The organism is Leifsonia sp. Root227, assembly GCF_001428745.1.
Lineage (GTDB): Bacteria > Actinomycetota > Actinomycetes > Actinomycetales > Microbacteriaceae > Leifsonia.
Genome location: NZ_LMIO01000004.1, coordinates 315,232 through 338,605, shown reverse-complemented (window position 1 = coordinate 338,605; position 23,374 = coordinate 315,232). Strand labels below are relative to the sequence as shown.

Below are 23,374 nucleotides of genomic sequence, written 5' to 3'. Positions count from 1 at the left end.
GCATCCAGCACCGGCGGGGTACCGTGCCGGGCGAACGGAAGGAGCCGCCGATGCCAGGGCGAAGCGAACCGGAACTGAAGGACCAGAAGCTCTACGAAGAGCTCCGCGATGAGGGCAACTCGAAGGAGAAGTCCGCCAGGATCTCCAACGCGGCAGCGGCGCGCGGGCGCTCGTCGGTGGGGAAGAAGGGCGGCGAATCGGGGTCGTACGACGACTGGACCGTCCCCGACCTCAAGAAGCGCGCCAAAGAGCTCGGCCTCCACGGATACTCAGCGAAGAACAAGAAGGAACTGATCAGCGCTCTCCGCAACCACTGACCGGCGCGGACCCGGCGTCGTACACTCACGGCATGGACCTGCGAGAGGTGGCCGACGAGCTGTACGCCCTGCCGACGGCCGAGTTCACCGCATCGCGGAACGCCGCGGCCGGCAAAGCAGGCAGCCCGCTTGCGGCGGAGATCCGCGGCCTCAGGAAGCCGTCCGCGTCTGCGGCGGCCGTGAACGCGCTGGTGCGGGAGCATCCGGATGTGGTGGACGCGATCCTGGAGGTCGGCGACCGGATGCGGGAGGCGTTCGCCGAACGGGACCGCGCAGCCATCCGCGAACTCACCGGTGAACGTCAAAGACTCCTGCAGAAGGCGACCCGCACGGCCGGCGCCGCGAGCGCCGGCGTGCTGCGCGAGGTGGAGGACACCCTGCAGGCCGCCGTCATCGACGCGGCGGCAGCAGCGGCGGTGCGGAGCGGCCTGCTGGTGCGGTCGCTGGAGTCGACCGGCGTCGATCAGGTGGACGTGTCGGACGCCGTCGCGCTTCCCATCGACGTGGATGCGCCACCGCCTGTGCGCGCGAAGCGGGCCTCCGGCACGTCCACAGCCGCCTCCGCCTCCGCCTCCGCCTCCGCAGAGCCCGCCGAGTCGCCCAGCGAGCGCAGGGAGCGGGAGCGTCGCATCCGGACGGCGGAGAAAGCGCTCGAACGCGCGCGCACCGACGCGGACGCCCTCGACGACGAGCTCGACGAGGAGGTGGACAGGCGCACCGACCTCGAGGCGGAACGGGACGCGCTCGCCCGCCGCCTCGAACGCACCCAGGACGAACTAGCGGAGTCGCGCGCCGCCGAGCGGGAGCTGCGCCGCAGGATCACCCAGGCGCAGTCCGCGCTCAGGGACGCGGAGAAGGCGCTGCGCGCAGCCCGCGACTGAGCGCGACCGACGGCGCCGAGCGGATCAGGCCGGGAGGTGCTGCTCGACCGAGTCCTCGCTCATCACGACCATCCCGCCCGTGCGCTGCGAGGTGTGCATGAGCGCCTCGAGCCACTGCGGGTTGATCGCGGGAGGGCGGCTGCCGCTGAACTGGAACGACAGCGGCACCTCGCGACTGATCCAGAGCGAGACGCGGCCGGAGCCCTGCTCGACCGGAACATCCCAGTTGAGGAGAAAACTCTCGTGCCGACGAAGCTTCGCTACGATGGCGAGCTTGACGTGACTCAGCACGCGATCGTCGAGGTCATACTCCTGTCCGGAGCCGTAGACCAGTTTTCCCATACCGCCATTGTCCACTATTCCCGGCGCGGAAAACTTTCCCGACCAGGGGGATTGACCGAACCCCGTAAAGCCGATACGGGTCCGGCGCTCTGCCGGCCAGGACGCGACCCCGAACATCCCCGGCACTGGAACTTCGCGCCGGACGACATAGAGTGGCAACCATATGGCAGAACACCCGTCTCCAGCCCTGTCCGACCAGCCAGAACCCGTCGTCGTCTCCGGCGACTCCCGCACGAGCATCCCGACTCTGCGCCGCGACGATGTCGTGATGCGCAAGGGCGTCCTCACCCTCGTATCCGGCCCGTTCACGCCGCGCGAATCCATGGTGGAAGACCTGCTCGCGGTGCGGGACGCCCTGGATGCGGCGGGCATCGAGCACCTGCTGGTGCGCGGTGACGACGACCGCAGGGTGATCGCCGTCGACCGCCGTCGCAGGAAGGAAGTCACCGCCGCGCTCGCGACCGCGTTCGCCGATGAGCCCTTCTACGCCAGGCCAGAGGATGTGGACGGCGTGGACGCGCTGATCGCCGACGGCAGGCTGTCCAGCAGGAAGGCCTCCGTCCTCCGGGTCTACCGTCCCCGCCTGGAGCCGATCGGCCGCCTGCGCTACGGCGCAGACACCGCCATGCAGCTCGAGTTCTGGCGGTTCGGCGACGAGGAGATCGAGGCGCCGCGCCCTAACGCGCTGATGCGCACGCGTCTCCCCCGCAACGAGGCGATCGAGGCCGCAGTGGAGCTGTACGGTCGCACCTGGCGCACGCTGGAGCACATGTTCGATCCGCTGGCGAGCGACATCGCGTTCGACATCGACATCGTGTTCTCCTGGGTGGACGGGTCGAGCGCCGAGTTCCAGCGGAAGCGGGCAGCGCAGCAGGCCGCATACGTGGTTGGCGACGGCGACGACAACGAGGCGCGCTACCGGCAGATCGACGAGCTCAAGTACGCGATGCGCAGCGTGCACATGTTCGCGCCGTGGGTGCGCAACATCTACATCGCAACCGATTCACCGCTCCCGGACTGGCTGGCCCCGCATCCGAACGTGCACATCATGCGCAGCGAGGACTTCTTCGTCGACACCTCGACGCTGCCGACGCACAACTCGCACGCCGTCGAGAGCCAGCTCCACCACATCCCCGGCATCGCGGAGCACTTCCTGTACTCGAACGACGACATGTTTATCGGCCGTCCGATCTCCCCCGACCTGTTCTTCTCGCCCGGCGGCGTGACCAAGTTCGTCGAGGCGGGAACACGCATCGGCCTCGGTGAAAGCGACCCGGCCCGCAGCGGCTTCGAGAACGCGGCCAGAGTGAACCGGCGCCTGCTCTGGGAGCGGTTCGGTGCGGTCACCACCCGCCACCTGGAGCACTGCGCCGCGCCACTCAGAGTGAGTGTGCTCAACGAGATGGAGCGGGAGTTCCCGGACGACTTCGCGCGCACGGCGGCGAGCCCGTTCCGCTCGGCCACCGACATCTCGGTGACGAACTCGCTGTACCACTACTACGCGCTGATGAGCGGGCGGGCCGTGGTGCAGACCCAGGCCAGGGTGCAGTACATCGAGACCACGCTGCACGAGGCTGCCGAGAAGATGCGGCGCCTGCTCAAGCGCCGCGACCAGGACATGTTCTGCCTCAACGACGGCTCGAAGCCGGAGATCAGTGTGGAGGAGCGGACCAGGTCCGTCACCGACTTCCTGGAGCGGTACTTCCCCTTCCCTGCGCCGTGGGAGCGCGTGGAGGACTGAGACGGAGACGACGCGCGCTCGCGTTGGCAGGGAGAGCGCGCGCCGTCCGTCCGTCCGCGGCTCAGCTCTGACGAGCCCCGCGGCGGTTCGGCTGCTCGACGACGGCCGCGTCCACGAACGTGTGGGCGATCGACCGGCCGCCTTCTTCGAGCCAGAGGTGGAGCCGCGCTGCGCCGGACGGCGCAGGCACGGTGACGGCCACAGGGGCGGTGACCGCGTACGGAGCGGCGGTCAGCTCGGCACGGGCATCCACGGATTCGGCCGTCACGGGATGATCGGGGGAGCCGGACGCCGCCCAGGCGGCGTGCAGGGTGGCGTCGATCGGCGCATCCCCGTGGTGCGAGACGTGCACCTCCACCGTCAGCGGGCCGGTCGGGACAGGGATGTCCGCCCCTGCGCGCTGGGGAACGATGTCGACCACGATGACCGTGTCCGCGTTGCTGTCCGCTGGGTTCAGCCCGCCCCAGTCCTTCGGACGGCGCTCGGTGTCGAGCAGCCCTGCCATCTCGTGCTCGACGTCCGTGAGCTCGGTGTACACGTACCCGGCGAACCGGTCGTGGCGGCGGATCTCCTGCGTCTGCCACCTGACGTGCCAGGCGCGCTCCAGGCTGGTGAAACCAGCTCCGAACTCGCTGTTCAGGATGGGGACGCCCGTCCGAGGGAAGTCGGAGGAACCGTAGAAGGACTTGTCGACGACGAAGTCCGGCCCGAGCTTGACCTCGAAGGTCTCCTTCTCGCCGGAGGCCAGTGCAGCGACGTTCGCCGCCCACGCCGCCGGATCTTCGTCGTAGTAGTGCCAGTCGACCAGGTCGGTACGCACGTGCGCCCAGCCGGAGTTCTCCACGATCGGCCGCGAATCGTCCAGCGCCCGCATCGTGTCGTACGCGTGCACCGCGGCGGCGGCGCGCTCCTGGCTGCCTGGGATGTCCCAGTCGAGGCCCCACTCCTCGTTGTACAGTCCCCACACGACGATGGAGGGATGGTTGCCGTCGCGCTCGACAAGGCCGGGGAGCTGCTCTTCGAACGCCAGAGCCGCGTCAGGGGTGAACCGGCTGGGGCAGGCCGGTTCCGCCCAGACGAGCATGCCCATCCGATCCGCCGCGTGCAGCCAGCGTGGCTCCTCGAACTTGAGGTGCTTGCGGACGAGGGTGAAACCGAGGTCGCGGGCGAGCTCCAGATCGCGCAGGAGGGAGGCGTCATCCGGCGCAGTGAGACCGGATTCCGGCCAGTACCCCTGGTCGAGCACGCCGCGGATGTAGAGCCTCCGGCCGTTGAGGAAGAGTTGCTCTCCGCGCGTCTCGATGCTGCGCAGCCCTGCCGTCGCCACCACCTGGTCGGCGGCATCGCCGTCGCCGATGCGGAACTCGACGGCGTAGAGGTGCGGATCGGCCGGGCTCCACAGCCGCGGCGCATCCACGGTCAGGAGGCCGTCGAACCTGCCTTCGGCGTCGGCGACAAGAGTCGTGGCGCGCCCGTGGACCGTGGCGACGACCTCCGCGCCAGCCGGGGCGTCGCCCGCCACACGGCCGGAGACCGCGAACCCGGTCAGCGAGTCGCCGCGCAGCGCGGCCGACTCCAGGTAGGTGCGCCCGCGCGCTTCGAGCCAGACGGACTGCCAGATGCCGGAGGTCGGCGTGAACGAGACACCGTCGTAGTCGTCGCGCGGGATCGAACGCTGCTTGCCGTGCGGGATCTCCCGCTTGTCGGCGGGGGCGTCCACCTCGACGACGAGCTCCGAAGGCTCGCCCGGCGTGACGAAGCCGGTGATGTCGAACTCGAACGAGGTGTATCCGCCGGTGTGAGTGCCGACGTGGATACCGTCGATCAGCACGCGTGCGACATGGTGGACGGCGCCGAAGGAGAGGATGACGCGCCTGCCGTCCCAGTCGCCTGGCACCACGAGCTCGCGACGATAGACAGCGCGTTCCAGCCAGGTGCGCCGGACACCGGATGCGCTGGTCTCCCAGGCGAACGGCACCACGATCGCGGTCGGCTCGCCCTCGGCCGGCTCGAACCCCCATTCGCCGTTGAGGGTGAGCCAGCGATCTGACCTGTCGAAGTCTGGCCGCGGATACTCGGGCTTCGGGACGGACATGGATGTAGTGCCTTTCGTTCGTTCGGCGAGCACGGTCAGCCTTTGACGCTTCCGGCGAGGATGCCGTTGATGAAGTGCTTCTGGAGCACGATGAAAAGGATGAGCAGGGGGATGAGGGCGACGGAGCTCGCGGCGAGCAGCTCGCCGGTGACGGTGGCGTAGTCCGCCCCGACCTTGTTGCCGGAGATGTTCTGAGCGAGGGTCGACAGCACCACCTGGAGAGTGGCCATCTTGCTCGAACTCGCCACGACCACCGGCCAGACGAAGTCGTTGTAGATGTTCATGATCGTGAGCACGGCGAGTCCGGCGAGGCCCGGCCGGATGACGGGAACGACGATGCGCCAGAAGATGCCGAACTCGCCGCAGCCGTCGACGCGTGCGGCGTCGAGCAGTTCGTCCGGCACCGCGGAGATGACCTGGCGCATCCAGAAGATCGCGAACGCGTCGACCGAGCCGGGCAGGATCAGCGCCTGGTACGTGTTCACCCAGCCGAGCTCCTTCATCTCGAGCAGCAGCGGGATGATCAGCACGATCGTCGGAAGCATCAGCGTCAGCAGCACGGTTCCGAAGATGAGGTTCTTGCCGCGGAAGTCGTACTTCGCGAACGCATACCCGGCCAGCGGGGCGCAGAACAGGGTGATCGCGCCCTTGATCACCAGCACGATGCCGGTGTTGAGGAAGCCGGACGCGATCGGCACGTCCTGGAACATCCCGCGGAAGTTGTCGAGCGTGAACGTGGTCGGGTCGAAGCCGAGCGGGTCGCGGATGATGTCCCCTGCCGGCTTGAACGCCGAGAGGATCGCCCAGGCGACCGGCGCCAGGAACGCGACGGTGAGGATCAGCAGGAAGATGTTGGAGCCGATCAGCGGCCGTCGACGGATGCGGCGCGCAGCAGGTTCGGTGCGCTGAGCCTTCGGGTTCTCTGTGATGGTCGTCACGGTTCAGTCCTTCGCCCGCAGGAGTCGCACGAACCCGAGCGACAGCGCCATGACGACGATGACGAGCAGGAACGAGTTGGCAGCACCGGTGCCGAGATCGGCTCTGGTGATGTGGTTGTAGAGGTAGAGCCCCGCCGTTGTGGTGGAGCCGTACGGTCCCCCCTTCGTGACGACGAAGGGCTCGGCGAACATCTGGAACACCGCGAGGGTCTGCAGCACGACGGCGAACATGATCGTGCGTCGCAGCAGCGGGACCGTGATGCTCCAGACCTGCCGCACCCGGTTGGCTCCGTCGATCGACGCTGCCTCGTAGATGTTCGCGTCGATCGACTGCAGGCCGGAGAGCAGGATGATGATGATGAAGCCGCTGGTCTTCCAGAGGAACAGCAGCGCCAGGGTCGGCTTCGCCCACTGGCTGGTCACCAGCCAGCCGACATCGGGCAGGCCGACGAGGTTCAGCAGGCCGTTCACCGCCCCGTAGTTCTGGTCGAAGAGCACGATCCAGATCTGCGCCACCGCGACAAGAGGGGTGACGAACGGGACGATGAACGCCACCCGGTAGAACCCGCGCATCCGGAGCTTCGCGTTGTCGAGCAGCACAGCCACGACGATGCATCCGACGATCTGGATGGGAACGATCAGCAACCAGAGGATGCCGGAGTTCCCCAGCGACGCCCAGAAGGCGCCGTTGCCGAGCAGGTAGGCGTAGTTGCCGAGGCCGACCCATTCCGCCGCACCCGATCCGTGCCAGTTCGTGAAGCTCAGACGCAGCGTGAACACGAGCGGATAGATGCTGAACGCGAGGAAGATCGCGACGAACGGCAACACGAACAGGTAGGGCGCGAGCGCTCTGCGGATCGAATAACCTCTGCTCCCCCTCGCCGCGCGGGGCGGAGCAGAGGGCGCAGGAGGCGCGGCTGTCGTTGTGGTCACGGGTGTTCCTCGGTTCGGCGGTCGGGTCGGCCTGGCATCGCTACTGGCGGTCGATCAGGTTGGTCTGGATGTCCTTCGAGGACTGTTCGATGACCTGGTCGGGAGTGAGCGAGCCGTCCAGCATCTTCTGGATGTCGTTGCCGAGGTAGTCGACAGCTCCCGACCACCAGGTCGGCAGAGGGGCGCCGCCTGGGATCTCCTTGCCCGCTTCGATCGCCGTCGACCAGAGATCCTGGTTGCCCATCGCCTCGATCGGCTTGAACAGGGGCTTGTCAGGGTCGGCTGCCTGCTCGTATGCCGGGATCGAGGTGTTCAGGCCGCCCGGGTACACGTCGTTCGGTCCGTAGACCGCCGTGTAACCGGCCTTGTCGTACATCAGGAACTTGTAGAACAGCCAGGCGAGCTGCGAGTTCTTGCCCGCCTTCGGCAGCACGAACGACGATCCGCCCATCGCGCCGCTTCGCGCTCCGCCGTCCTTCCAGGCGGGGAGCGGCATGGCCCTCCAGTCGCCCTTCGTGGCGGTGAGCTGCTGCTGCGGGGCGAAGTCGAACCAGATCGACCACGGGTAGAAGACCTCGTCGCCGGAGTCGAGAGCTCCGATGTCACTGGGGCTGAGGTATTCGGCGCGGGTGCCGAGACCCTGCTTCTGCACATCGTCGAGCCAGCCGAGGATCTGCTTGTACTCCGGGGAGTCGAGGCGCAGCTTGCCGTTCGCGTCGGCGATGCTCGTGCCGAGCTGGCTGGCGTACATCTCGAGCTGGAGCTGCCCGAGGAAGGCGCTCTGCTCCAGGTGGATGGGCTTCGATCCCGGCTTGTACGCCTGGTACTTCTTGCCCGCCGCGACGAGGTCGTCGTACGTCTTGATCGAGCTCGGGTCGATCCCGGCGGCGCTCAGGGCCTTGGCGTTGTAGAACAGGAGGCCGGGATCGAGGTCGAACGGGACACCGTAGGTGCCGCCCTTCACCGTGTTGACGTCGACCTTCTGCTTCGCGATGTCTTTGCTGTACGGCGCGAGCACGTCCTTGAGGTTCCAGAGGTAGTCGGCGTATCCGCCGACCTTCGCGTCGTCGAGGAAGACGCCGTCCGGCACGTCGGTGCCGGTGATCAGGGTGTTCTGCAGCTTGGCGTCGATGTCGACGGCCTCGTGGTTGACCTTGATGTCCGGGTACACCTTGTTGAAGTCGGCGATAGCGGCGTCGAAGACCTTGAAGAGGTCGCCGGAGCGGTCCCAGATGGTGATCTCGCCCTTCGGCGATTTCTCGGTCGGCGCTTTCAGCACCGTGCTCGACGTGGTCGTCGTGTCGGCAGAGCCGATCTCCGGACCGCAGCCGGACAGGCCGACGGCGACGAGACCTGCTGCTCCGATGGCGACGATCCGCGTGATCGCGGCCTTTCGCCCTCTCGGGGTGGTGGGCTTCATGACACTCCTTTGTGCGGTCGTCCGGGTGGGGGTCCCGGACGGGTTCCTCGTGTCGGCGACCAGGGTCTTGGTCGCTCCCCGGTCTACCGTTTGCCAACGTATGCAAAACCGTACTCGATGTTTGCTATCGTTGCAAACACCGGGTTGAAGCCGCGGCGGCGAGAGGAATGTGGATGCCAGCAACGCTCAGGGATGTGGCCGAACACGCCAACGTGTCCGTGCGCACGGTCTCCAACGTGGTGAGCGGCTACGAGCACGTGAGCTCGAAGATGCGCGCCCGCGTCGAACAGGCCATCGACGAACTCGGGTATCGCCCCAACCCTGTCGCCCGCACACTGCGGACCGGCCGGACCGGCCTGCTGGCCCTCGTCGTCCCCGAGATCGACGTTCCGTACTTCAGCGAACTGGCCAGAGACGTGATCACGGCGGCGGCCGAGGTCGGCTACCAGGTGATGATCGACCAGACCGGCCACGACCACGAGCGCGAACAGGATCTGCTGCGCGGCACCGACCGCAACATGCTCTTCGACGGGATGCTGTTCGCCCCGCTCGCCACAGAGGCGGAGCTCAGCGAGGTCAACGCCTCCCAGGGCATGCCGCTCGTGCTCCTCGGCGAGCACACCTTCGACGGCCGGTTCGACCACGTCGCGATCGACAACGTGCAGGCGGCCGCCGACGCGACGGACCACCTGATCGCCATCGGCCGCACCCGCATCGCCGCGATCGGCGCGCAGCCCAAGGAGCACTACACGACTCCGCTGCAACGTACGGAGGGATACACCACGGCGCTCCGGCGCGCCGGACTCGGCCCTGAGCCATCGCTCGTCCGATCGGCAGACCACTACAGCAGGGCGGACGGCTACGCCGCGGCCACGTCGCTGCTCTCGGAGTCGCCGCGACCGGATGCGATCTTCTGCTTCTCGGATCTGCTCGCGATGGGCGCAGCACGCGCCGTTTTCGATGCAGGACTGCAGGTGCCGGACGACATCGCGATCGTCGGCATCGACGACATCGAGGAGGGACGGTACGCACGGCCGTCGCTCAGCACCGTCTCCCTGGACACGCCGTTCATCGCCGAGCAGGCGATCGCGCGGATCGCAGCCAGGATCGACGACCCGAGCCTTCCCGCTCAGGAGATCGTCGCACCGCACATGCTTCTGCCCCGCGAGAGCACAGGAGCCGCGTCGGTCAGGCCATGACCTGGATCGGGGTGGTGGGCGACGGGTCGTGGCGCACGGCCGACGTCACCTGGCCCCGCGCATCCACCAGCGCCGGCGGGATGCGGATGCCGTCCGCCTCGAGGCGGCGAGCGCTCTCGTCTGGATCGATGTAGTCGAGCGCGGGGTGCGAGCCGAGCGGCACCACCGAGTGCAGCACGGTGGTCGGGTAGACGTGCACCAGGTTGAACGCGCGGGCTCCATCGCGGCCGCGGGTGCCGCCGACGGGCACGTTGAGGTCCTGGGTGTAACAGCTCGCCGACGCGACGGAGACCGGGATGCCCGCGAACGTCGCCATCGACGAGTAGTGCAGGTGGCCGGCCAGGATGCTCCGCACATCGCTGCCGTCGAGCACCTCGGCGAGCCCGGACTGGTCGCGCAGCTCGACGGAGACCGCCAGGTCGAGGACGCTCGGGACGGGCGGGTGGTGCATGGCGAGGATCGTGCCCTCCGGGGCGGGCGACGCGAGCTCGGCGGCGAGCCAGTCGAGCTGGGCGTCCGTGACCTCTCCGTAGTGGTGGCCCGGAACGCTCGAGTCGAGGGCGATCACGCGCAGGCCTCCGAACCAGAACACGTCGTCGACCGGTTCGACGGCCGGCAGTTCGTCTCGCAGGCCGTACCGGAACGCTCCGCGCTCGTCGTGGTTGCCCATCACCCAGACGACGCGGGCGCCGAGCCGTTCGGCCACAGGGTCGACGATGTCGCGGATGGTGGCGTACGCATCCGGTTGCCCCTTGTCGGCGATGTCGCCCGTGAAGACGATCGCCTCCGGTCGCCCGCCGGACGCTTCGAGCTCCGCGAGCAGTGACCGGAGGTGGTGCGTGCTGTCGACGGAGCCGTAAAGCTTCTCACCCCCCGCCAGGAGGTGAGTGTCGCTGATGTGGACCAGGAAGTGGTCCGGTCGTGGGTACTCCGCGATTCGCGTGTTCACGGACCCATCCCATCACCGCAGTCTGAACGCCTCGTGAACGAACGCGGCGCGCCGCCGTCACCGTGGCCGCCGACTTCAGCTCGCGGTCTGGCAAAAGTTGACGAACGGCGGGCAGAACTGGCTAGGCTGGATGTGTTCGCGCGCAACGAATACAGGCAGGGAGGCCTACTGCAATGCCCCAACCCCTCACCGTCGCCGCGATCGGCTTCTGGCACGTGCACGCCGGAGACTACGCGCACGCCGCGCAACAGCATCCAGACACTCAGCTCGTCGCCGTCTGGGACGACGACGAAGAACGCGGCCGCGCCGCAGCCGAGGAGTTCGGCGTCGAGTTCGTCGCCGATCTCGACGAACTGCTCGCCCGCGACACCCTGGATGCGGTCACCATCACCACCTCCACCGACCAGCACCACGACGTGATGCTGCGTGCGGCGGCAGCTGGCAAGCACATCTTCACGGAGAAGGTGCTCGCCCCCACCGCAGACGAGGCGGAGGACATCGTCGCAGCTGCGACGGCCGCCGGTGTCGCGCTCGTCGTCTCGCTGCCCCGCCTCTACGACGGATACACGCAGGCGCTCAGCGCCATCGTCGACTCCGGCACCCTCGGAACCCTCACGTACTCGCGTGTGCGGCTCGCGCACGACGGCTGGGTGGCCGGCTGGCTTCCAGACCGGTTCGGCAACCCGGAGGAGGCGATCGGGGGCGCGCTCACCGACCTCGGCTGCCACCCGGCATACCTCACCCGGCTGTTCCACCGCGCGGAACCGCTCTCGGTGAGTGCGGTCTACGGGTCGGTCACCGGGCATCCTGTCGAGGACAACGCCGTCGTGACGGCGTCGTTCCCCGGCGGAGCGCTCGGGGTGTTCGAGGCGAGCGTCGCTTCTGCGCCCGGCCAGTTCACGATCGAGCTGCGCGGCACGGAAGGCGTGGCGATCTACGGGTTCGGCGGCGAGAAGCTGCTGGTCACCGGCGGCACGTACGGCGACGGCTGGCAGGAGCTGCCGATCCCGGATGCGCTCGACGGCGCGTTCGCGGAGTGGGTGGAGCGCATCCGCACCGGCACGACGGCGGACGGCAACCTCGACCACGCGCTGGCCCTGACGAGGATCGTCGCCGCGTCGAACGCCTCGGCCGCGAGCGGCGCTGCCGTGCCGGTCACAGGACGCACGGTGCACAGCGCGGGCTGACGCCGGCCGCGCGCATCCCCCCGTTCACTGTCGCTTCGGCGACCCCGTTTCCTTTCTCGACCCTCTTTTCTCTAGGAGAATCATGACTTCCACCACCGCATCCACCGTCCGCATCGGCCTGATCGGCGCCGGCGGCATCGCCGGCGCGCATGTCGCCGGATACGCGCTCAACCCCGACACCATCACCTTCGCGGCCGTCGCAGACCCCGTGCGCGAGAACGCGGAGGCGCGCGCAGGCGACACCGGAGCCGTCATCTACGCCGACTACCGCGACATGCTCGCCGACGCAGACATCGACGCCGTCGACATCTGCCTGCCGCACCACCTGCACAAGGACGCGATCGTGGCGGCCGCCCGCGCAGGCAAGCACATCCTGTGCGAGAAGCCGCTCTGCCTCACCCCCGAGGAGGCGCGCGAGGTATCCGAGGCCGTCTCGGAGGCAGGGGTGACGCTGATGTGCGCCCACAACCAGCTCTTCCTCCCCGCTGTGGCGGCGGCGAAGGAGCTGATCGAGTCCGGCACGCTCGGCACGGTCTACGAGGTGCGCACCACCGACAGTTTCTACAACGACTTCGACCCGTCCACGATGGGCTGGCGCGCGCACGCGGCCACGAGCGGGGGCGGCGAACTCATCGACACGGGATACCACCCCACCTACCTGCTGCTGCACCTGGCGGGCGGCGCGCCGGTCGAAGTGACGGCGATGCTCGCGACGCACCGCCTCGGCTTCATGGAGGGCGAGGACTCTGCGACGGTGGTCGTGCGGTTCGACAACGGGGTCATCGGCACGGTGGTCACGAGCTGGGCGTACGACGCGGCGGACAGCACGGAGCGCTTCTCCGCGGTCGGCTCGCTTGGCAGCCTCACCAGCGACGGCACGACGCTCAGCTACCACCTCCGTGGCAGCGAACCGGTGGTGCTCGCCCTCGACCCTGTCGACCAGTTCGGCGAGGAGCTCGGCCACTTCGCAACGAGCATCCTGAACGGCACCCGCCCCATCCACACGCAGAAGGAAGGCATCGAGGTGCTCGGGATCATCCTCGGCGCGTACGAGTCCGCTCGCACGCGCGCGGTCGCAGAGGTGCCGTCGCTCGCCACGGTGTAGGGCGGCCGACGAAACACCGGTAACTGTCGCGAAACGCCCGGGATGCGCGACAGTTACCGGCATCTCGCGGCCGCGTCAAGCGGGTGGTGTGGATGACGGGGGCGCGTACCGTCGAAGCGGCGTCGCCGAACGCCACAGTTTCGCCGCCCCGTGGCTTCCTCACCCCCTGCCATCCGAGGCGGCGGAACTGTATCGGCGGGAGGCCCGGAGCGATACTCTCGGAGGCAACCGAGAGCCGCCCCGCAGAGGAGGACCGTGGACCGCGAGACTGCCACCACGTTTTTCACCACGGCGCCGCCCTGGTTCGGGCGGCCGGAGCGGACGCTTTTCGACTCTGTGGCCACGCGCATCCGGGGCGGAGAAGACCTGCTGTTCAAGGGCGGCCCCGTGCACGTCACGGCGAGCTGCGTCGTGTTCGACCCCGACAGGACGCGCGTGCTGCTGGCGTTCCACCGCAAAGGGCGGTTCTGGGTGCAGTTCGGCGGGCATCTCGAACAGGGGGATGCGGACATCGCGGCGGCGGCAGCGCGCGAGGTGAGCGAGGAGAGCGGGCTGGCGTCGTTCCGGATGCTGTCGGACGACGCCGTCGACCTGCAGGCGCAGCAGCTCGGCGAGCGCTTCAACGGCTGCGACATCCACCTGGACCTGCTGTTCGCCGCCGAGACGGCACGGGATGCGGTGCCGATCGTCAGCGACGAGAGCGAGGCGGTCGAGTGGTTCGATCTCGACGCGCTCCCGACGGATGCGGTGCCCGGTCTGCAGAAGCGGCTGCTCACCGCGCGCGAACGCTTGCCGGCCTGACCGCGAGGTGCCCGGGCTTGCAAGCCGCCCAGCGACGAGTAGACAGGGAGCATGACGGTCACCGCAGTGCTCTTCGACATCGACGGAACGCTCGTCGACTCCAACTTCCTGCACGTCGACGCCTGGCAGCGCGCGCTCGCCGAGCTGGGCTCGCCGACGGACGCCTGGCGCATCCACCGGTCCATCGGGCAGGACTCCGACCGCCTGCTCCGTTCGGTCGCCGGCGACCACGACGACGAGTGGATGCGCCGGGCCTCCGACCTGCACTCCCGCTACTACAAAGAGCTCGCGCCGCGCCTGCGCGCTTTCGACGGGGTGCAGGAGCTGCTGCGGGCGATCGCGTCCCGCGGGATCGCGGTGGTGCTCGCCACGTCGGCGCCGGACGACGAGCTGAAGGTGCTGCTCGACACCATCGACGCTCCGGATGCGATCCACGCCACCACCTCCGCCGACGACGTCGAGACGGCCAAGCCCGACCCCGGCATCCTGGAGGTGGCGCTCGACCGGGCGGGGGCGACGCCGTCCGACGCGATCATGGTCGGCGACTCTGTCTGGGATCTGACCGCGGCGGCGCGGGCGCACCTGCGCTCGATCGGCGTGCTCAGCGGCGGCGTCGGCGCGCGGGAGCTCACCGACGCCGGAGCGTTCGCCGTGTTCGACGACCCTGCCGCGCTGCTGGAGAACCTCGACGCAATACTCTGAAAGCATGTCCGACGCCGCGCAGAGCACCCCCGAAGCACGCACCGCAGGCCCGACCGTCGCAGCCCCGACCGTCACAGCCCCCCTCACCATCGTCACGGGGGCCGGCCGCGGCATCGGCGCAGCGATCAGCCGCCGTCTCGCCGCCGATGGTCACGACATCGTGGTCTGCTACCGCAGCGACGCCGCCGCAGCGGAGGCCGTCGCGGCCGACGTGCGCGCATCCGGCCGGCGCGCGATCACCTGCGCGGTGGACACCACGGACGAAGCCCAGGTGGAGGCGGTCTTCGCGGCCGCCGCCGAGCTGGGCACGGTGACGGGACTCGTGAACAACGCAGGATCGGCCAGCGCGTTCGGGCCTCTGGCCGACGCGGACATCGCGGCGGTGCGGCGCGACATCGATGTCGACCTGGTCGGCGTGCTGATCTGCGCGAAGCACGCCGTGCGCGCGATGAGCGCACCCGGCGCATCCGGTGGCGCGATCGTGAACATCTCGTCGGCGTCGGCCTACCTCGGCAGCCCGGGCAGGTACATCCACTACGCGGCGGCGAAGGCGGCAGTGGATGCGGTCACCGTCGGCCTCTCGAAGGAGGTCGCGTCGCTCGGCATCCGGGTCAACGGCGTCGCGCCAGGGACCATCTGGACCGACTTCCACCCGGAGCCGGACCGGCCGGACATCGTCGCGCCGACGGTTCCGCTCGGCCGCGGCGGCCGCCCGGACGAGGTCGCAGGGGCGGTGGCATGGCTGCTCTCGCCGGACGCCTCGTACGCGACGGGGACGACCATCCGGGTGACGGGCGGGCTGTAACTGTTACCTGCCGCTGCCCAGGAACGCCGCGAGTTCCTGCACGACCCGGCGAGTTAGCTCGGCAGTTCCCGCAGCGGGCTCGTCCGCTCACCGCCTGCGTCTCCGGTGTTCACCGTGCCCTTCGGCTCGAACAGCACGGCGCGCACCTCCTCGTCGGCGAGCGGGCAGTGCTCGACACCCCGCGGCACCACGTACACGTCGTTCGGCCCGAGGTGCACATCCCCGTCGCGGAGCTGGATGGTGAGTCGGCCGGAGAGAACGAGGAACAGCTCATCCGTGTCCGGGTGGGTGTGCCAGACGAACTCCCCGAGCAGCTTCACGACCTTCACGTCGTAGTCGTTGACGCTCGTCAGCCGGTGCGGCTGCCAGTGCTCTGCGATGGATGCGATGGCGTCGTCGAGGTTGTGGACGGTGTCGGTCATGGGACCAAACATACGTCCGCTGGTACAAAACTCTTGCGCCGCGGCCCGCGCGGGCGTTGGATGCTGCCTGAGGCATCCGACGAGAGGGGCACGCCATGTCCGCCAGTGAGCTCGAAATGTCCAGCACGCGATTCCCATACCGCAGCCGCATCTTCCACGTGGAGAAGCAGGCGCCGGGCCGGTGGGTCGTGCTCGACGACTCCCACGCCGAACTCGGCGTGCTGATCAGGGTCTCCAGGGAGGGCGAGGAGCACGAGCCCGTGTTCGGCGCCATTCCGCCCGGCCACGTCGAGACGCTGCACGAGGGGTCGGACTGGAAGATGCTGGTCGCGTCGCTCATCAACGAAGCGCTCGAACCCGCGCCGGGTGCGACGGGCAACCAGGGCGAGGCCTGAAGCCGGCCGCACCCGCCCGGCCGCAGACACTCAGCCGTCTCGGGCCAACCGGGATGCGCGCCCCCGTCCGTCCAGCGCTGCCCTGGCCTACGATACGAACGTGAAAGCGACGCTGCGCACGACTCTCGGCTGGCTGGCGGCCGTGCTCATCAACGTCGGCGTGGTCGCTTTCGTCCTCGGCCTCGTGCTTCCGCGCGTCGGCGGCAGCTCGCCCGTGCTGGTCACGGGCGTCGCACTGTGCGTCGCCGGCCTCGTCGTCGGCGCCGTGTGGCTGTACGTCTCCCGGCAGCCGCGCCCCTGAACCCTTTCTCCGCTCGCTGATATTTTCTTCCACTTCCGCGTCAGGATTCAGCCGGTGCGGTGTCTCCTCTCGTGAGAGACATCCCATCGCGCGAGGTGCTCGCCTCAGCGGTCTCTCTCGGGCGTCCGAACCGGGTGTGTCGGCGTCCCTCGTGGGTGGGGCCGGTCGGGCCCCGCCCACGGTCCCGACCGCAGAGGAGACCGGCCATGACCATGCTCGATGACGTCCGCGCACCGCGGGGAGCGCATCCACTGGTGTCCATCGTGGTGGTGTGCGCTGTCGCGGGGGTCCTCCTCATCGGCGGGCTCCTGGGAAGCCTGGCGCTGCTGGACGCGCTCTATGGCAAGCTCCTCGTCGACACGCTCTCTCCGTTGGGACTCTGACCGATGCCTGCGAAACCCCTGGCGGAACGGCACCTCACTCTCGTCGGCGGAACGGGCGGCGGCACACCGCGACCTGGACTGCGGCGGTTGCGGGCGGCCGTGCTGCAGGAGTATCTGGACAAACTGCCCGAGTTCCTGTTCGTCTCCGACCTGCTGCAGCTGTGCGGGATGCGCTACCCCGAGCTGGCGGACGCTGTCGACGGCGGACGACTCACCCTGGTGAAGCGCGACGGCGGCATGGGCATCGTGGTCGCCGACAATCTGGCGTTCCTGCGTGAGCGGCGGCTGCTCCGGCTGCCTGTGCCCCACCGGGTGCGGGTGAACGCCGAGCGCACCGAGGAATTGGTCGGCGTCTCCCCCGAGGCGTACGCCGAACTGCTGCGGCGAGCCGACGAGTACGGCGCCGGCATCGCGGACGTCATCGACGGGCTGCTCGCCCGATGAGCGAACCGAGCGACCGCAGCACCCGTTTCCGTGCCCGCAGCGACGCGCTGGCCGGATACCTCGCCAGTCTCCTGCTCGTCCTGCTCGCTGGAGCGCTCGCGCTGGCCGCGACGCATCCCCCGTTCGCCGCAGACACCGGGCTGAGCAGGCTCGGCGTCGGCCTGGTGTTCGCCGGCGCGCTCTGCGCCGCTGCGCTCGGTGTCGCGGGAGCGGTGGTCATCCACCGCTGGACCCGCCTGCCCCGCTGATCCGTCGCCGGCTCCCCCGGCTCGATTGCTTCGGGTCAGTCGGGGGCCTCTGTGGTGTCGACGAGGTCGGGGTTGGACGGGTTCTGAGCGGGGTCGAGCTCGGCTGGGGGCGGCTCTGCGGCGTCCGTGCCGGTGAATGCTGCGGTACCGGTGGTGGGGTCCGGCTCGGCCTGGGCGCCGGTGTCGGCGGCGCCTGAAACGCCGGGGTCCTCGGTCTCAGCCGGCTCTTTCGCCTGTGCGTCCCGGTCGGCGGCGTCGGCTCCGCTTCCGCTCTCGAAGCGGGTCGGGTCCTCCTCCGCAGGCACGCCATTGCTGTCCGTGTTCGGCAGTCCGCTGGTGTCACTCATCCGGTGCTCCTCTCGCCTCGGTTCCCCTCCACCAAACGCTGAACCCCCTCGCTCTCGCAAGGGGGTTCAGACGGGTTCGACAGCGGTGTAGGTTACGCGGGCTGGTTGGCCGCCGTCGCCGCGTTGGCCGCAGCCACGAGCTGCTGGATCTGCTCGGCGGTCACCGGGCTGCCAGGGAACGCTGCCACGCGGTTCAACGGCATCGACTCCGCCATGCGGCGCAGGCCGGGGTCGTCGAGCATCCCGGCGACAGCGCCTCCGCCGGACTGGGCGAGCGCGCCCATCAGGATCTGGCTGCCGATCGGGTGGGCGAGCCACTCGCCGATGGTCGAGTCGAACGCGAGCAGCGGAAGTCCGGCGTCCCCGGCCAGGGTCACCGTCGCAGAGCCGCGGAGGTCGCGCGAGGACGCGCCGACCGTGACCTCGTACTCCCCTGCCTCCACCGTCCAGCGCTCCTGCGCCGTGTCATAGAACGCCAGGTCTTCGTTCGGGATGCGCACGGTCACGCGCTCGGTCGCGCCGGCCGCCACGGCCACGTTCGCGAAGCCCTTGAGCTCGCGGACAGGACGCTGCACGGACGAGCCGGGCACGGACACGTAGACCTGCACGACCTCGCGGCCGTCCCTGTCCCCGATGTTGGCGACGTCCAGCGACACCGCGATGCCGTCGCCGTCCGCGTCGGCGGCGACCGTCAGGCCGGAGAAGGCGAACGAGGTGTACGACAGACCGTGACCGAACGGGAAGCTGACCGCCGCATCCCGTGCGTCGAAGTCGCGGTAGCCGACGAACAGGCCCTCGCCGTAGCGCACGTGCCCCTTCTCGCCCGGGAAGTTGAGGTAGGACGCGGTGTCCTCCAACCGCAGCGGGATGCTCTCCGCCAGACGACCGGACGGGTTCACCACCCCGAACAGCACGTCGGCGACAGCCCCGCCGCCCGCCTGCCCGAGCAGCCAGCCCTCGACGATCGCGGCCACCCTGTCCGCCCAGCCGGAGACGCGGACGACGCCGCCGTTCGAGAGGACGACCGTGACGCGCGCACCGGTCGCGATGACCGCATCCAGGAGGGCGGTCTGCGCGGAGGGCAGCTCCAGGTGCTCGCGGTCGAAGCCCTCCGACTCGTCCTCGCCGGGGAGACCGAGGAAGACCAGCACGTCGTCTGCGGCCTCGGCAGCCGCGACCGCCTCCGCGGTGAGCGCGGAGGCGTCCGCGGCGGCGTCACCGTCGCTGTCGCTGTCGCCCAGCGCGTAACCGGCTGAGAAGGTCACGGCACCGTCACCCGCGATGGCGCGGATCTCATCCAGTGCGTTGTCGAGGCGGGTCGGCACGATCTGCGACGAGCCTGCACCCTGGTAGCGCGGAGTACGGGCGAACTCGCCGATCACGGCGACGCTCCGCCCCGACGCCGCATCCAGAGGGAGCACACCCTCGTTCTTGAGCAGCACCACGCTGCGCCCCGCCACCTCGCGGGCGAGCGCGTGGTGCGCATCCCGGTCATAGGTCGCGGAGGCGTCCGCGTGGTCGACGGCCTTCTGCACGAGGTCGATGACCCGGTCGGCCGCCGTGGTGAGCACCGACTCGTCCAGGGAGCCGTCGCCGACGGCGGCCACGAGCTGCGCGTCGGTGACGCCATCGCTCGACGGCATCTCCAGGTCGAGACCGGCGACCAGCGCATCCACCCGGTTGTTGACGGCGCCCCAATCGGAGACGACGACGCCGTCGAAGCCCCACTCGTCGCGGAGCACGCGGGTGAGCAGCCACGGGTCCTCGCTGGCGTAGACGCCGTTGATGCGGTTGTAGGAGCACATGACGGTCCACGGCTTCGCGTTCCGGACGACGTGCTGGAAGCCGCGCAGGTAGATCTCGCGCAGCGGGCGCTCGTCGATGTCGGCGCTGACGCGCAGGCGGTCGGTCTCCTGGTTGTTCGCGGCGAAGTGCTTGAGCGAGCCGCCGACGCCCTGCGACTGCAGGCCGTTGACGAGGGCGGCGCCCAGCCGACCGCTCAGGATGGGGTCCTCGGACAGGTACTCGAAGTTGCGGCCGCAGAGCGGAGAGCGCTTGATGTTGATGCCGGGGCCGAGGAGCACGCCGACGCCCTCCGCTTTCGCCTCCTCGCCGAGCGCCGCTCCGACGCGTTCGAGGAGTTCCGCATCCCACGACGAGCCGAGCGCGACCGCGGGAGGGAAGCAGGTGGCTGGCACGCTGTCGCCGATGCCGAGGTGGTCGCCGCCCTGCGCCTGCTTGCGCACGCCGTGCGGGCCGTCGGTGAGGTAGATGGACGGGATGCCGACGCGCTCGACGCCTTCGGACTCCCAGAAGCTCTTCCCGCTGGTGAGCGAGGCTTTCTCTTCGGTGCTCAGTTCGGATGCACGGGGCAAGCTGACCATGTTTCTCCTTCGAACGGCTGATCTGTCGCTGCGAATACCATACAACACTCGGTTTTAAGCCGCATCCCTGTCCCCGAGGGCTCAACGCGAGGAGCGGGAGAGGAGGGCGATCATGCGGGAGAGGTTGGAGGCGTACTGGGGCGTCGCCTGATAGTTGGGATGCGTGGCGACCTTCACCAGGTAGCGCGGCGGCCCGAACTCGTCCGCTCCGCCGTCGACCGGATTCGGGCGGTGGCTGTAGACGGGGAACCCGAGGTAGTCGGTGCGGCGCCACAGGTTGAACCAGGCGATCTCGCCGTCCGGCTGGGTGAGCAGGCCGACCAGCGTGGGGTCGGTGGTGTCGGGAGGCGGAGGCGGCACATCGGTGCCGCCGTGGTCGGCCTGCACCTGGGTGTACCAGGGGTCTGCGCGGCGCAGCGACGGGGTGAGCTGGGTGGGCGTGCCCAGCGGGCCAGGGCCGAACAGCTCGGGGAAGAACCGGCCGAAGTACGTGCGCAGCTGCGTGCCGTAGGTGAGGAGGCCGACGTTGCGGAGCGCATCCTGCTGGTCGGGGCGCAGCGTGAACAGGCAGGAGACGGCGAGCACGGCCCCGAGGCTGTGCGCGCTCAGGATCACGCGGAACGGCCGGTCGTGGCTGAGCGCGTCCTCCTCCTGCTCCTCCTTCCAGGCGAGCTGCTCGGCGACGGTCAGGCCGGGAGGCGGTTTCAGGTCGTGGGTGAGCCAGTCGACCACGCGGTCGCGCAGTTCCGGCACCACCCGCTCGGCGTAGCAGGGCGGTCCGAACGGATGCCCCGCTCGCGGGAGGAAGCACATCAGGTCCCACATCACCCCGATCGGGCGCTCTTTGGTGGTGATCGCGTTCTCGGCGATCATCACCACGGCGCTGACGGCGATCAGCCCGAGCGCAGGGGCGACGAAACCGTCGATCCACGCGAAGAACTGCGTCTTCGACACGGCGAGCGCCGCCACGAATCCGACGGCGAGCAGGCCGGCCAGCACGCCCAGGATCGGCTCGCCCCGGTGGAACAGGGCGGCGAAGCGGCGAGCGCGCAGCATCTTCATCGCGAGCCTGTCCGTCGTCCTGCCCCGCTCGACGACGCCGTCCTTGTACTCCTCGACCGGCTCCAGCAGCGGGCGGGTGCCGCCCGGGGTCGGCGGGGTGGTCAGCTTGGGAACCCAGAGCAGCCTGAGCACCACCATGCCGGCGACGAACAGCAACAGCAGCACGGCGATCATCGGGATGACGTCGCCGAAGTTGCTGTACGCGATCGGGGCTTCCAGCGCACGGCCGACCGGGGCGGCGCAGCCGCAGGCCGGAGTGCCGCTGCCCAGCCAGCTCTGCACGCCGAGCACCAGCAGCGTGGACAGGATCATCGCGGCGCCGAGCGACAGCAGCATCCACACGCCGGGGCCCATGCCAGCCCACCCTTCCGTGCGGAACCGCTCCCTGGTGCCGTGGATGCGCGGCCACACCCCCACGAGCACGAGCTGTGCCGCCAGGAACAGACCGGCGATCAGGTAGAACACCCACTGGAGCGCTCCCGGCTGCCCGCCCAGCCGTGCCGGGTTCATCGACACCCCGATGAGGAAGGTAAGCCCGGAGACCGTCATCAGCGCGATCGAGAGGACGTGCGGTACCCCTCGACGCCAGCCGAGCGCCGACAGGCAGATGGCGACCAGCACGCCCAGGATGATCGAGGGCGCGGAGACCAGGCCGAGGAACGCGAACGACGGAGAGCGGTGATAGGCGCCATTGAGGAACAGTGCAATGAGCACAAGCAGGTAGAGCAGCACCGCGGCGGCGACGGTGATCGCTGCGACCGTCTCCCTGCGGCGCTGCTCGTCGCGGAGAAACGCCGCGAGCCGTTCGCCGGAGTGGTTGATCGTGTCGGAGGAGCGCACGATGCGCACCACGATCCAGACGATGCCCGCCGCGGCGACGATGCCCGCCGCTGTGAAGTACCAGAGCTCGCCGCCGGGGCCGAAGAGGCGGGCGACGCATCCGCTCGGCCCGAACGACTGCAGTTCGCCGCAGCCGGGGACGCCGGCGAACACGCGGTCCCAGACGAGCAGCAGCGAGACCAGGCAGAGCGCACCGGCGAGATGAAGCCACTCGGTGGGCGAGCCGACGCGGGACTGCTGCCAGAAGCCTTCGACGCTGAGTGGCCTGCGCTCGGTGGCACGGGCGGGGGTGTCTGCGTTGCGCATCCGGCGCACGGTGTTGAAGATGCCTGCCTCGTAGCGGGTGCGAGCGCTGTGCGACACGAGGTAGAGCACGACCACGCCGGCGACGGGCACGAGCGAGAGCACGGCGATCTGCCGTCCGCGCTCGGCGAGAAATCCGGAGGTGAGGAAGTCGACGACACCGGACGGAAGCGCGGGGCATGCCCCTCCGCCGAGGCACTGGGTGCCGATCAGGTCGAGGCTCACCGAGCCGAGCGCGCATACGTACAGCAGCGTCAGCCCGAGCGCGAACACCCGCAGCGAGGTCACGCCGACGCCGCCGCGCCACTCGCCGCCCGCCCGCTGGTTCGGGATGCGCCTGGTCCAGTACGCGCTGTTCGTCAGCCCGAACGGGAGCAGCAGCAGCCACGCGATCTGCACGAAGAACTGGCCGATGATGACGAGCGCTCCCCCGCCGTACCGCGCCATCGCACCCCACGAGTACGCCTCTCGCCGCACATCGGGCGGAGGGACGGCGGGATTCGGGGTGTCGTCGTCCGGGTCGGGTTCCGGCAGCCGGGTGGGCAGCCAGAAGCCGCCGTTCTCATCCCCCTGGTACTGGCGCAGGTCGGCCTTGTCGACGCCGAGCATCTCGGCCGGTGGCGTGTTCTTGATCCCGTGGATGCGCAACTCGAGGATGTGGTGGGGCCGCTGCAGCCCGCCGTCTGCGCTTCCTGTGCTGCTGCCTGTGGTGCTGTCCGTCATGGTGCCCACCCCGTCGTTGGTGACGGGCGAACACTACTCCGAATGAGGTTTTGTCGTCTACCGTTCTGTCCACGGCGGGCGCGTGGCCGGCAGTGGATGCGGGCGGC

24 protein-coding genes are annotated in these 23,374 nt (G+C 69.3%); 14 read left to right on the top strand and 10 right to left on the bottom strand.

The window, feature by feature from the left end; translation table 11 throughout:
* The first annotated feature begins 50 nt into the window (after positions 1-50).
* Together ASE16_RS16375 and ASE16_RS16370 are read left to right on the top strand one after the other, a co-directional pair.
* On the top strand, positions 51-317 hold the full coding sequence (locus ASE16_RS16375) for a Rho termination factor N-terminal domain-containing protein (protein ID WP_055897519.1): 267 nt from the start codon (positions 51-53) through the stop codon (positions 315-317).
* A gap of 32 nt (positions 318-349) precedes the next feature.
* Positions 350-1,198 carry a hypothetical protein gene (locus ASE16_RS16370; protein ID WP_055897517.1) on the top strand — a complete coding sequence of 283 codons (849 nt, stop codon included), beginning with the start codon at positions 350-352 and terminating at the stop codon, positions 1,196-1,198.
* 24 nt (positions 1,199-1,222) lie between these two features.
* Here ASE16_RS16370 and ASE16_RS16365 read toward each other — a convergent pair whose 3' ends face one another.
* Positions 1,223-1,540: a hypothetical protein gene (locus ASE16_RS16365; protein ID WP_055897514.1), complete on the bottom strand. Its 318-nt coding sequence runs from the start codon at positions 1,538-1,540 to the stop codon at positions 1,223-1,225.
* A gap of 163 nt (positions 1,541-1,703) precedes the next feature.
* Here ASE16_RS16365 and ASE16_RS16360 point away from each other — a divergent pair, with 163 nt between their 5' ends.
* The gene (locus ASE16_RS16360; protein ID WP_055897512.1) at positions 1,704-3,281 is read left to right on the top strand and encodes a stealth family protein; all 1,578 of its coding nucleotides are present in this window, start codon (positions 1,704-1,706) and stop codon (positions 3,279-3,281) included.
* Positions 3,282-3,342: 61 nt separating this feature from the next.
* Here the strand turns inward: ASE16_RS16360 and ASE16_RS16355 are convergent, their stop codons facing one another.
* From ASE16_RS16355 to ASE16_RS16340, 4 genes are read right to left on the bottom strand one after another with little or no spacing between them, the layout of a single operon-like run.
* On the bottom strand, positions 3,343-5,376 hold the full coding sequence (locus ASE16_RS16355) for a glycoside hydrolase family 2 protein (RefSeq protein WP_055897509.1): 2,034 nt from the start codon (positions 5,374-5,376) through the stop codon (positions 3,343-3,345).
* Positions 5,377-5,411: 35 nt separating this feature from the next.
* The gene (locus ASE16_RS16350) at positions 5,412-6,314 is read right to left on the bottom strand and encodes a carbohydrate ABC transporter permease (protein ID WP_235500542.1); all 903 of its coding nucleotides are present in this window, start codon (positions 6,312-6,314) and stop codon (positions 5,412-5,414) included.
* Between the two features lie 3 nt (positions 6,315-6,317).
* A complete protein-coding gene (locus ASE16_RS16345; protein ID WP_055897502.1) occupies positions 6,318-7,247 on the bottom strand; it encodes a carbohydrate ABC transporter permease in 930 nt (309 codons plus the stop codon).
* Between the two features lie 40 nt (positions 7,248-7,287).
* Positions 7,288-8,667: an ABC transporter substrate-binding protein gene (locus tag ASE16_RS16340; RefSeq protein WP_055897499.1), complete on the bottom strand. Its 1,380-nt coding sequence runs from the start codon at positions 8,665-8,667 to the stop codon at positions 7,288-7,290.
* 173 nt (positions 8,668-8,840) lie between these two features.
* Between ASE16_RS16340 and ASE16_RS16335 the strand changes: the two genes are divergently transcribed.
* A complete protein-coding gene (locus ASE16_RS16335; protein ID WP_055897496.1) occupies positions 8,841-9,866 on the top strand; it encodes a LacI family DNA-binding transcriptional regulator in 1,026 nt (341 codons plus the stop codon).
* Here the strand turns inward: ASE16_RS16335 and ASE16_RS16330 are convergent.
* A complete protein-coding gene (locus tag ASE16_RS16330) occupies positions 9,856-10,815 on the bottom strand; it encodes a phosphodiesterase (protein WP_082581523.1) in 960 nt (319 codons plus the stop codon). The two genes, ASE16_RS16335 and ASE16_RS16330, sit on opposite strands and share 11 nt — an antisense overlap.
* 173 nt (positions 10,816-10,988) lie before the next feature.
* On the opposite strand from ASE16_RS16330, the gene ASE16_RS16325 reads away from it, so the two are divergent.
* From ASE16_RS16325 to ASE16_RS16305, 5 genes are all read left to right on the top strand, one after another.
* Positions 10,989-12,002: a Gfo/Idh/MocA family protein gene (locus ASE16_RS16325; protein WP_055897493.1), complete on the top strand. Its 1,014-nt coding sequence runs from the start codon at positions 10,989-10,991 to the stop codon at positions 12,000-12,002.
* An 82-nt stretch (positions 12,003-12,084) separates the two neighbouring features.
* Positions 12,085-13,107 carry a Gfo/Idh/MocA family protein gene (locus tag ASE16_RS16320; RefSeq protein ID WP_055897490.1) on the top strand — a complete coding sequence of 341 codons (1,023 nt, stop codon included), beginning with the start codon at positions 12,085-12,087 and terminating at the stop codon, positions 13,105-13,107.
* Between the two features lie 255 nt (positions 13,108-13,362).
* A complete protein-coding gene (locus tag ASE16_RS16315) occupies positions 13,363-13,908 on the top strand; it encodes an NUDIX hydrolase (RefSeq protein WP_055897488.1) in 546 nt (181 codons plus the stop codon).
* A gap of 51 nt (positions 13,909-13,959) precedes the next feature.
* A complete protein-coding gene (locus ASE16_RS16310) occupies positions 13,960-14,610 on the top strand; it encodes an HAD family hydrolase (protein ID WP_055897485.1) in 651 nt (216 codons plus the stop codon).
* A 4-nt stretch (positions 14,611-14,614) separates the two neighbouring features.
* Positions 14,615-15,415: an SDR family oxidoreductase gene (locus ASE16_RS16305; RefSeq protein ID WP_082581521.1), complete on the top strand. Its 801-nt coding sequence runs from the start codon at positions 14,615-14,617 to the stop codon at positions 15,413-15,415.
* A 53-nt stretch (positions 15,416-15,468) separates the two neighbouring features.
* On the opposite strand, the gene ASE16_RS16300 is transcribed toward ASE16_RS16305, so the two are convergent.
* Positions 15,469-15,837 (bottom strand): cupin domain-containing protein, encoded by a 369-nt coding sequence (locus ASE16_RS16300; protein WP_055897482.1) that lies wholly within the window; start codon positions 15,835-15,837, stop codon positions 15,469-15,471.
* Between the two features lie 116 nt (positions 15,838-15,953).
* Here ASE16_RS16300 and ASE16_RS16295 point away from each other — a divergent pair, with 116 nt between their 5' ends.
* The 5 genes from ASE16_RS16295 (at position 15,954) to ASE16_RS16280 (ending at position 17,608) form a co-directional block, all read left to right on the top strand.
* A complete protein-coding gene (locus ASE16_RS16295) occupies positions 15,954-16,232 on the top strand; it encodes a hypothetical protein (RefSeq protein ID WP_235500541.1) in 279 nt (92 codons plus the stop codon).
* A 100-nt stretch (positions 16,233-16,332) separates the two neighbouring features.
* Positions 16,333-16,533: a hypothetical protein gene (locus ASE16_RS16290; protein ID WP_055897477.1), complete on the top strand. Its 201-nt coding sequence runs from the start codon at positions 16,333-16,335 to the stop codon at positions 16,531-16,533.
* Between the two features lie 206 nt (positions 16,534-16,739).
* Positions 16,740-16,916, top strand: coding sequence for a hypothetical protein (locus tag ASE16_RS19825; protein ID WP_157480430.1), 177 nt, complete (start codon positions 16,740-16,742; stop codon positions 16,914-16,916).
* A 3-nt stretch (positions 16,917-16,919) separates the two neighbouring features.
* On the top strand, positions 16,920-17,360 hold the full coding sequence (locus ASE16_RS16285) for a hypothetical protein (RefSeq protein ID WP_157480429.1): 441 nt from the start codon (positions 16,920-16,922) through the stop codon (positions 17,358-17,360).
* Positions 17,357-17,608, top strand: a complete 252-nt coding sequence (locus ASE16_RS16280) for a hypothetical protein (RefSeq protein WP_055897471.1) — start codon at positions 17,357-17,359, stop codon at positions 17,606-17,608. Before ASE16_RS16285 ends, ASE16_RS16280 begins: the two co-directional genes overlap by 4 nt.
* 35 nt (positions 17,609-17,643) lie before the next feature.
* Here the strand turns inward: ASE16_RS16280 and ASE16_RS16275 are convergent, their stop codons facing one another.
* The 3 genes from ASE16_RS16275 to ASE16_RS16265 all read right to left on the bottom strand — a co-directional run bounded on the left by ASE16_RS16275 (position 17,644) and on the right by ASE16_RS16265 (position 23,267).
* Positions 17,644-17,955, bottom strand: a complete 312-nt coding sequence (locus ASE16_RS16275) for a hypothetical protein (RefSeq protein ID WP_055897468.1) — start codon at positions 17,953-17,955, stop codon at positions 17,644-17,646.
* 92 nt (positions 17,956-18,047) lie between these two features.
* Positions 18,048-20,339 (bottom strand): glycoside hydrolase family 3 C-terminal domain-containing protein, encoded by a 2,292-nt coding sequence (locus tag ASE16_RS16270; protein WP_055897465.1) that lies wholly within the window; start codon positions 20,337-20,339, stop codon positions 18,048-18,050.
* 81 nt (positions 20,340-20,420) lie between these two features.
* Complete coding sequence (locus ASE16_RS16265; protein WP_055898899.1) at positions 20,421-23,267, bottom strand: hypothetical protein; 2,847 nt, start codon at positions 23,265-23,267, stop codon at positions 20,421-20,423.
* Positions 23,268-23,374 lie beyond the last annotated feature (107 nt).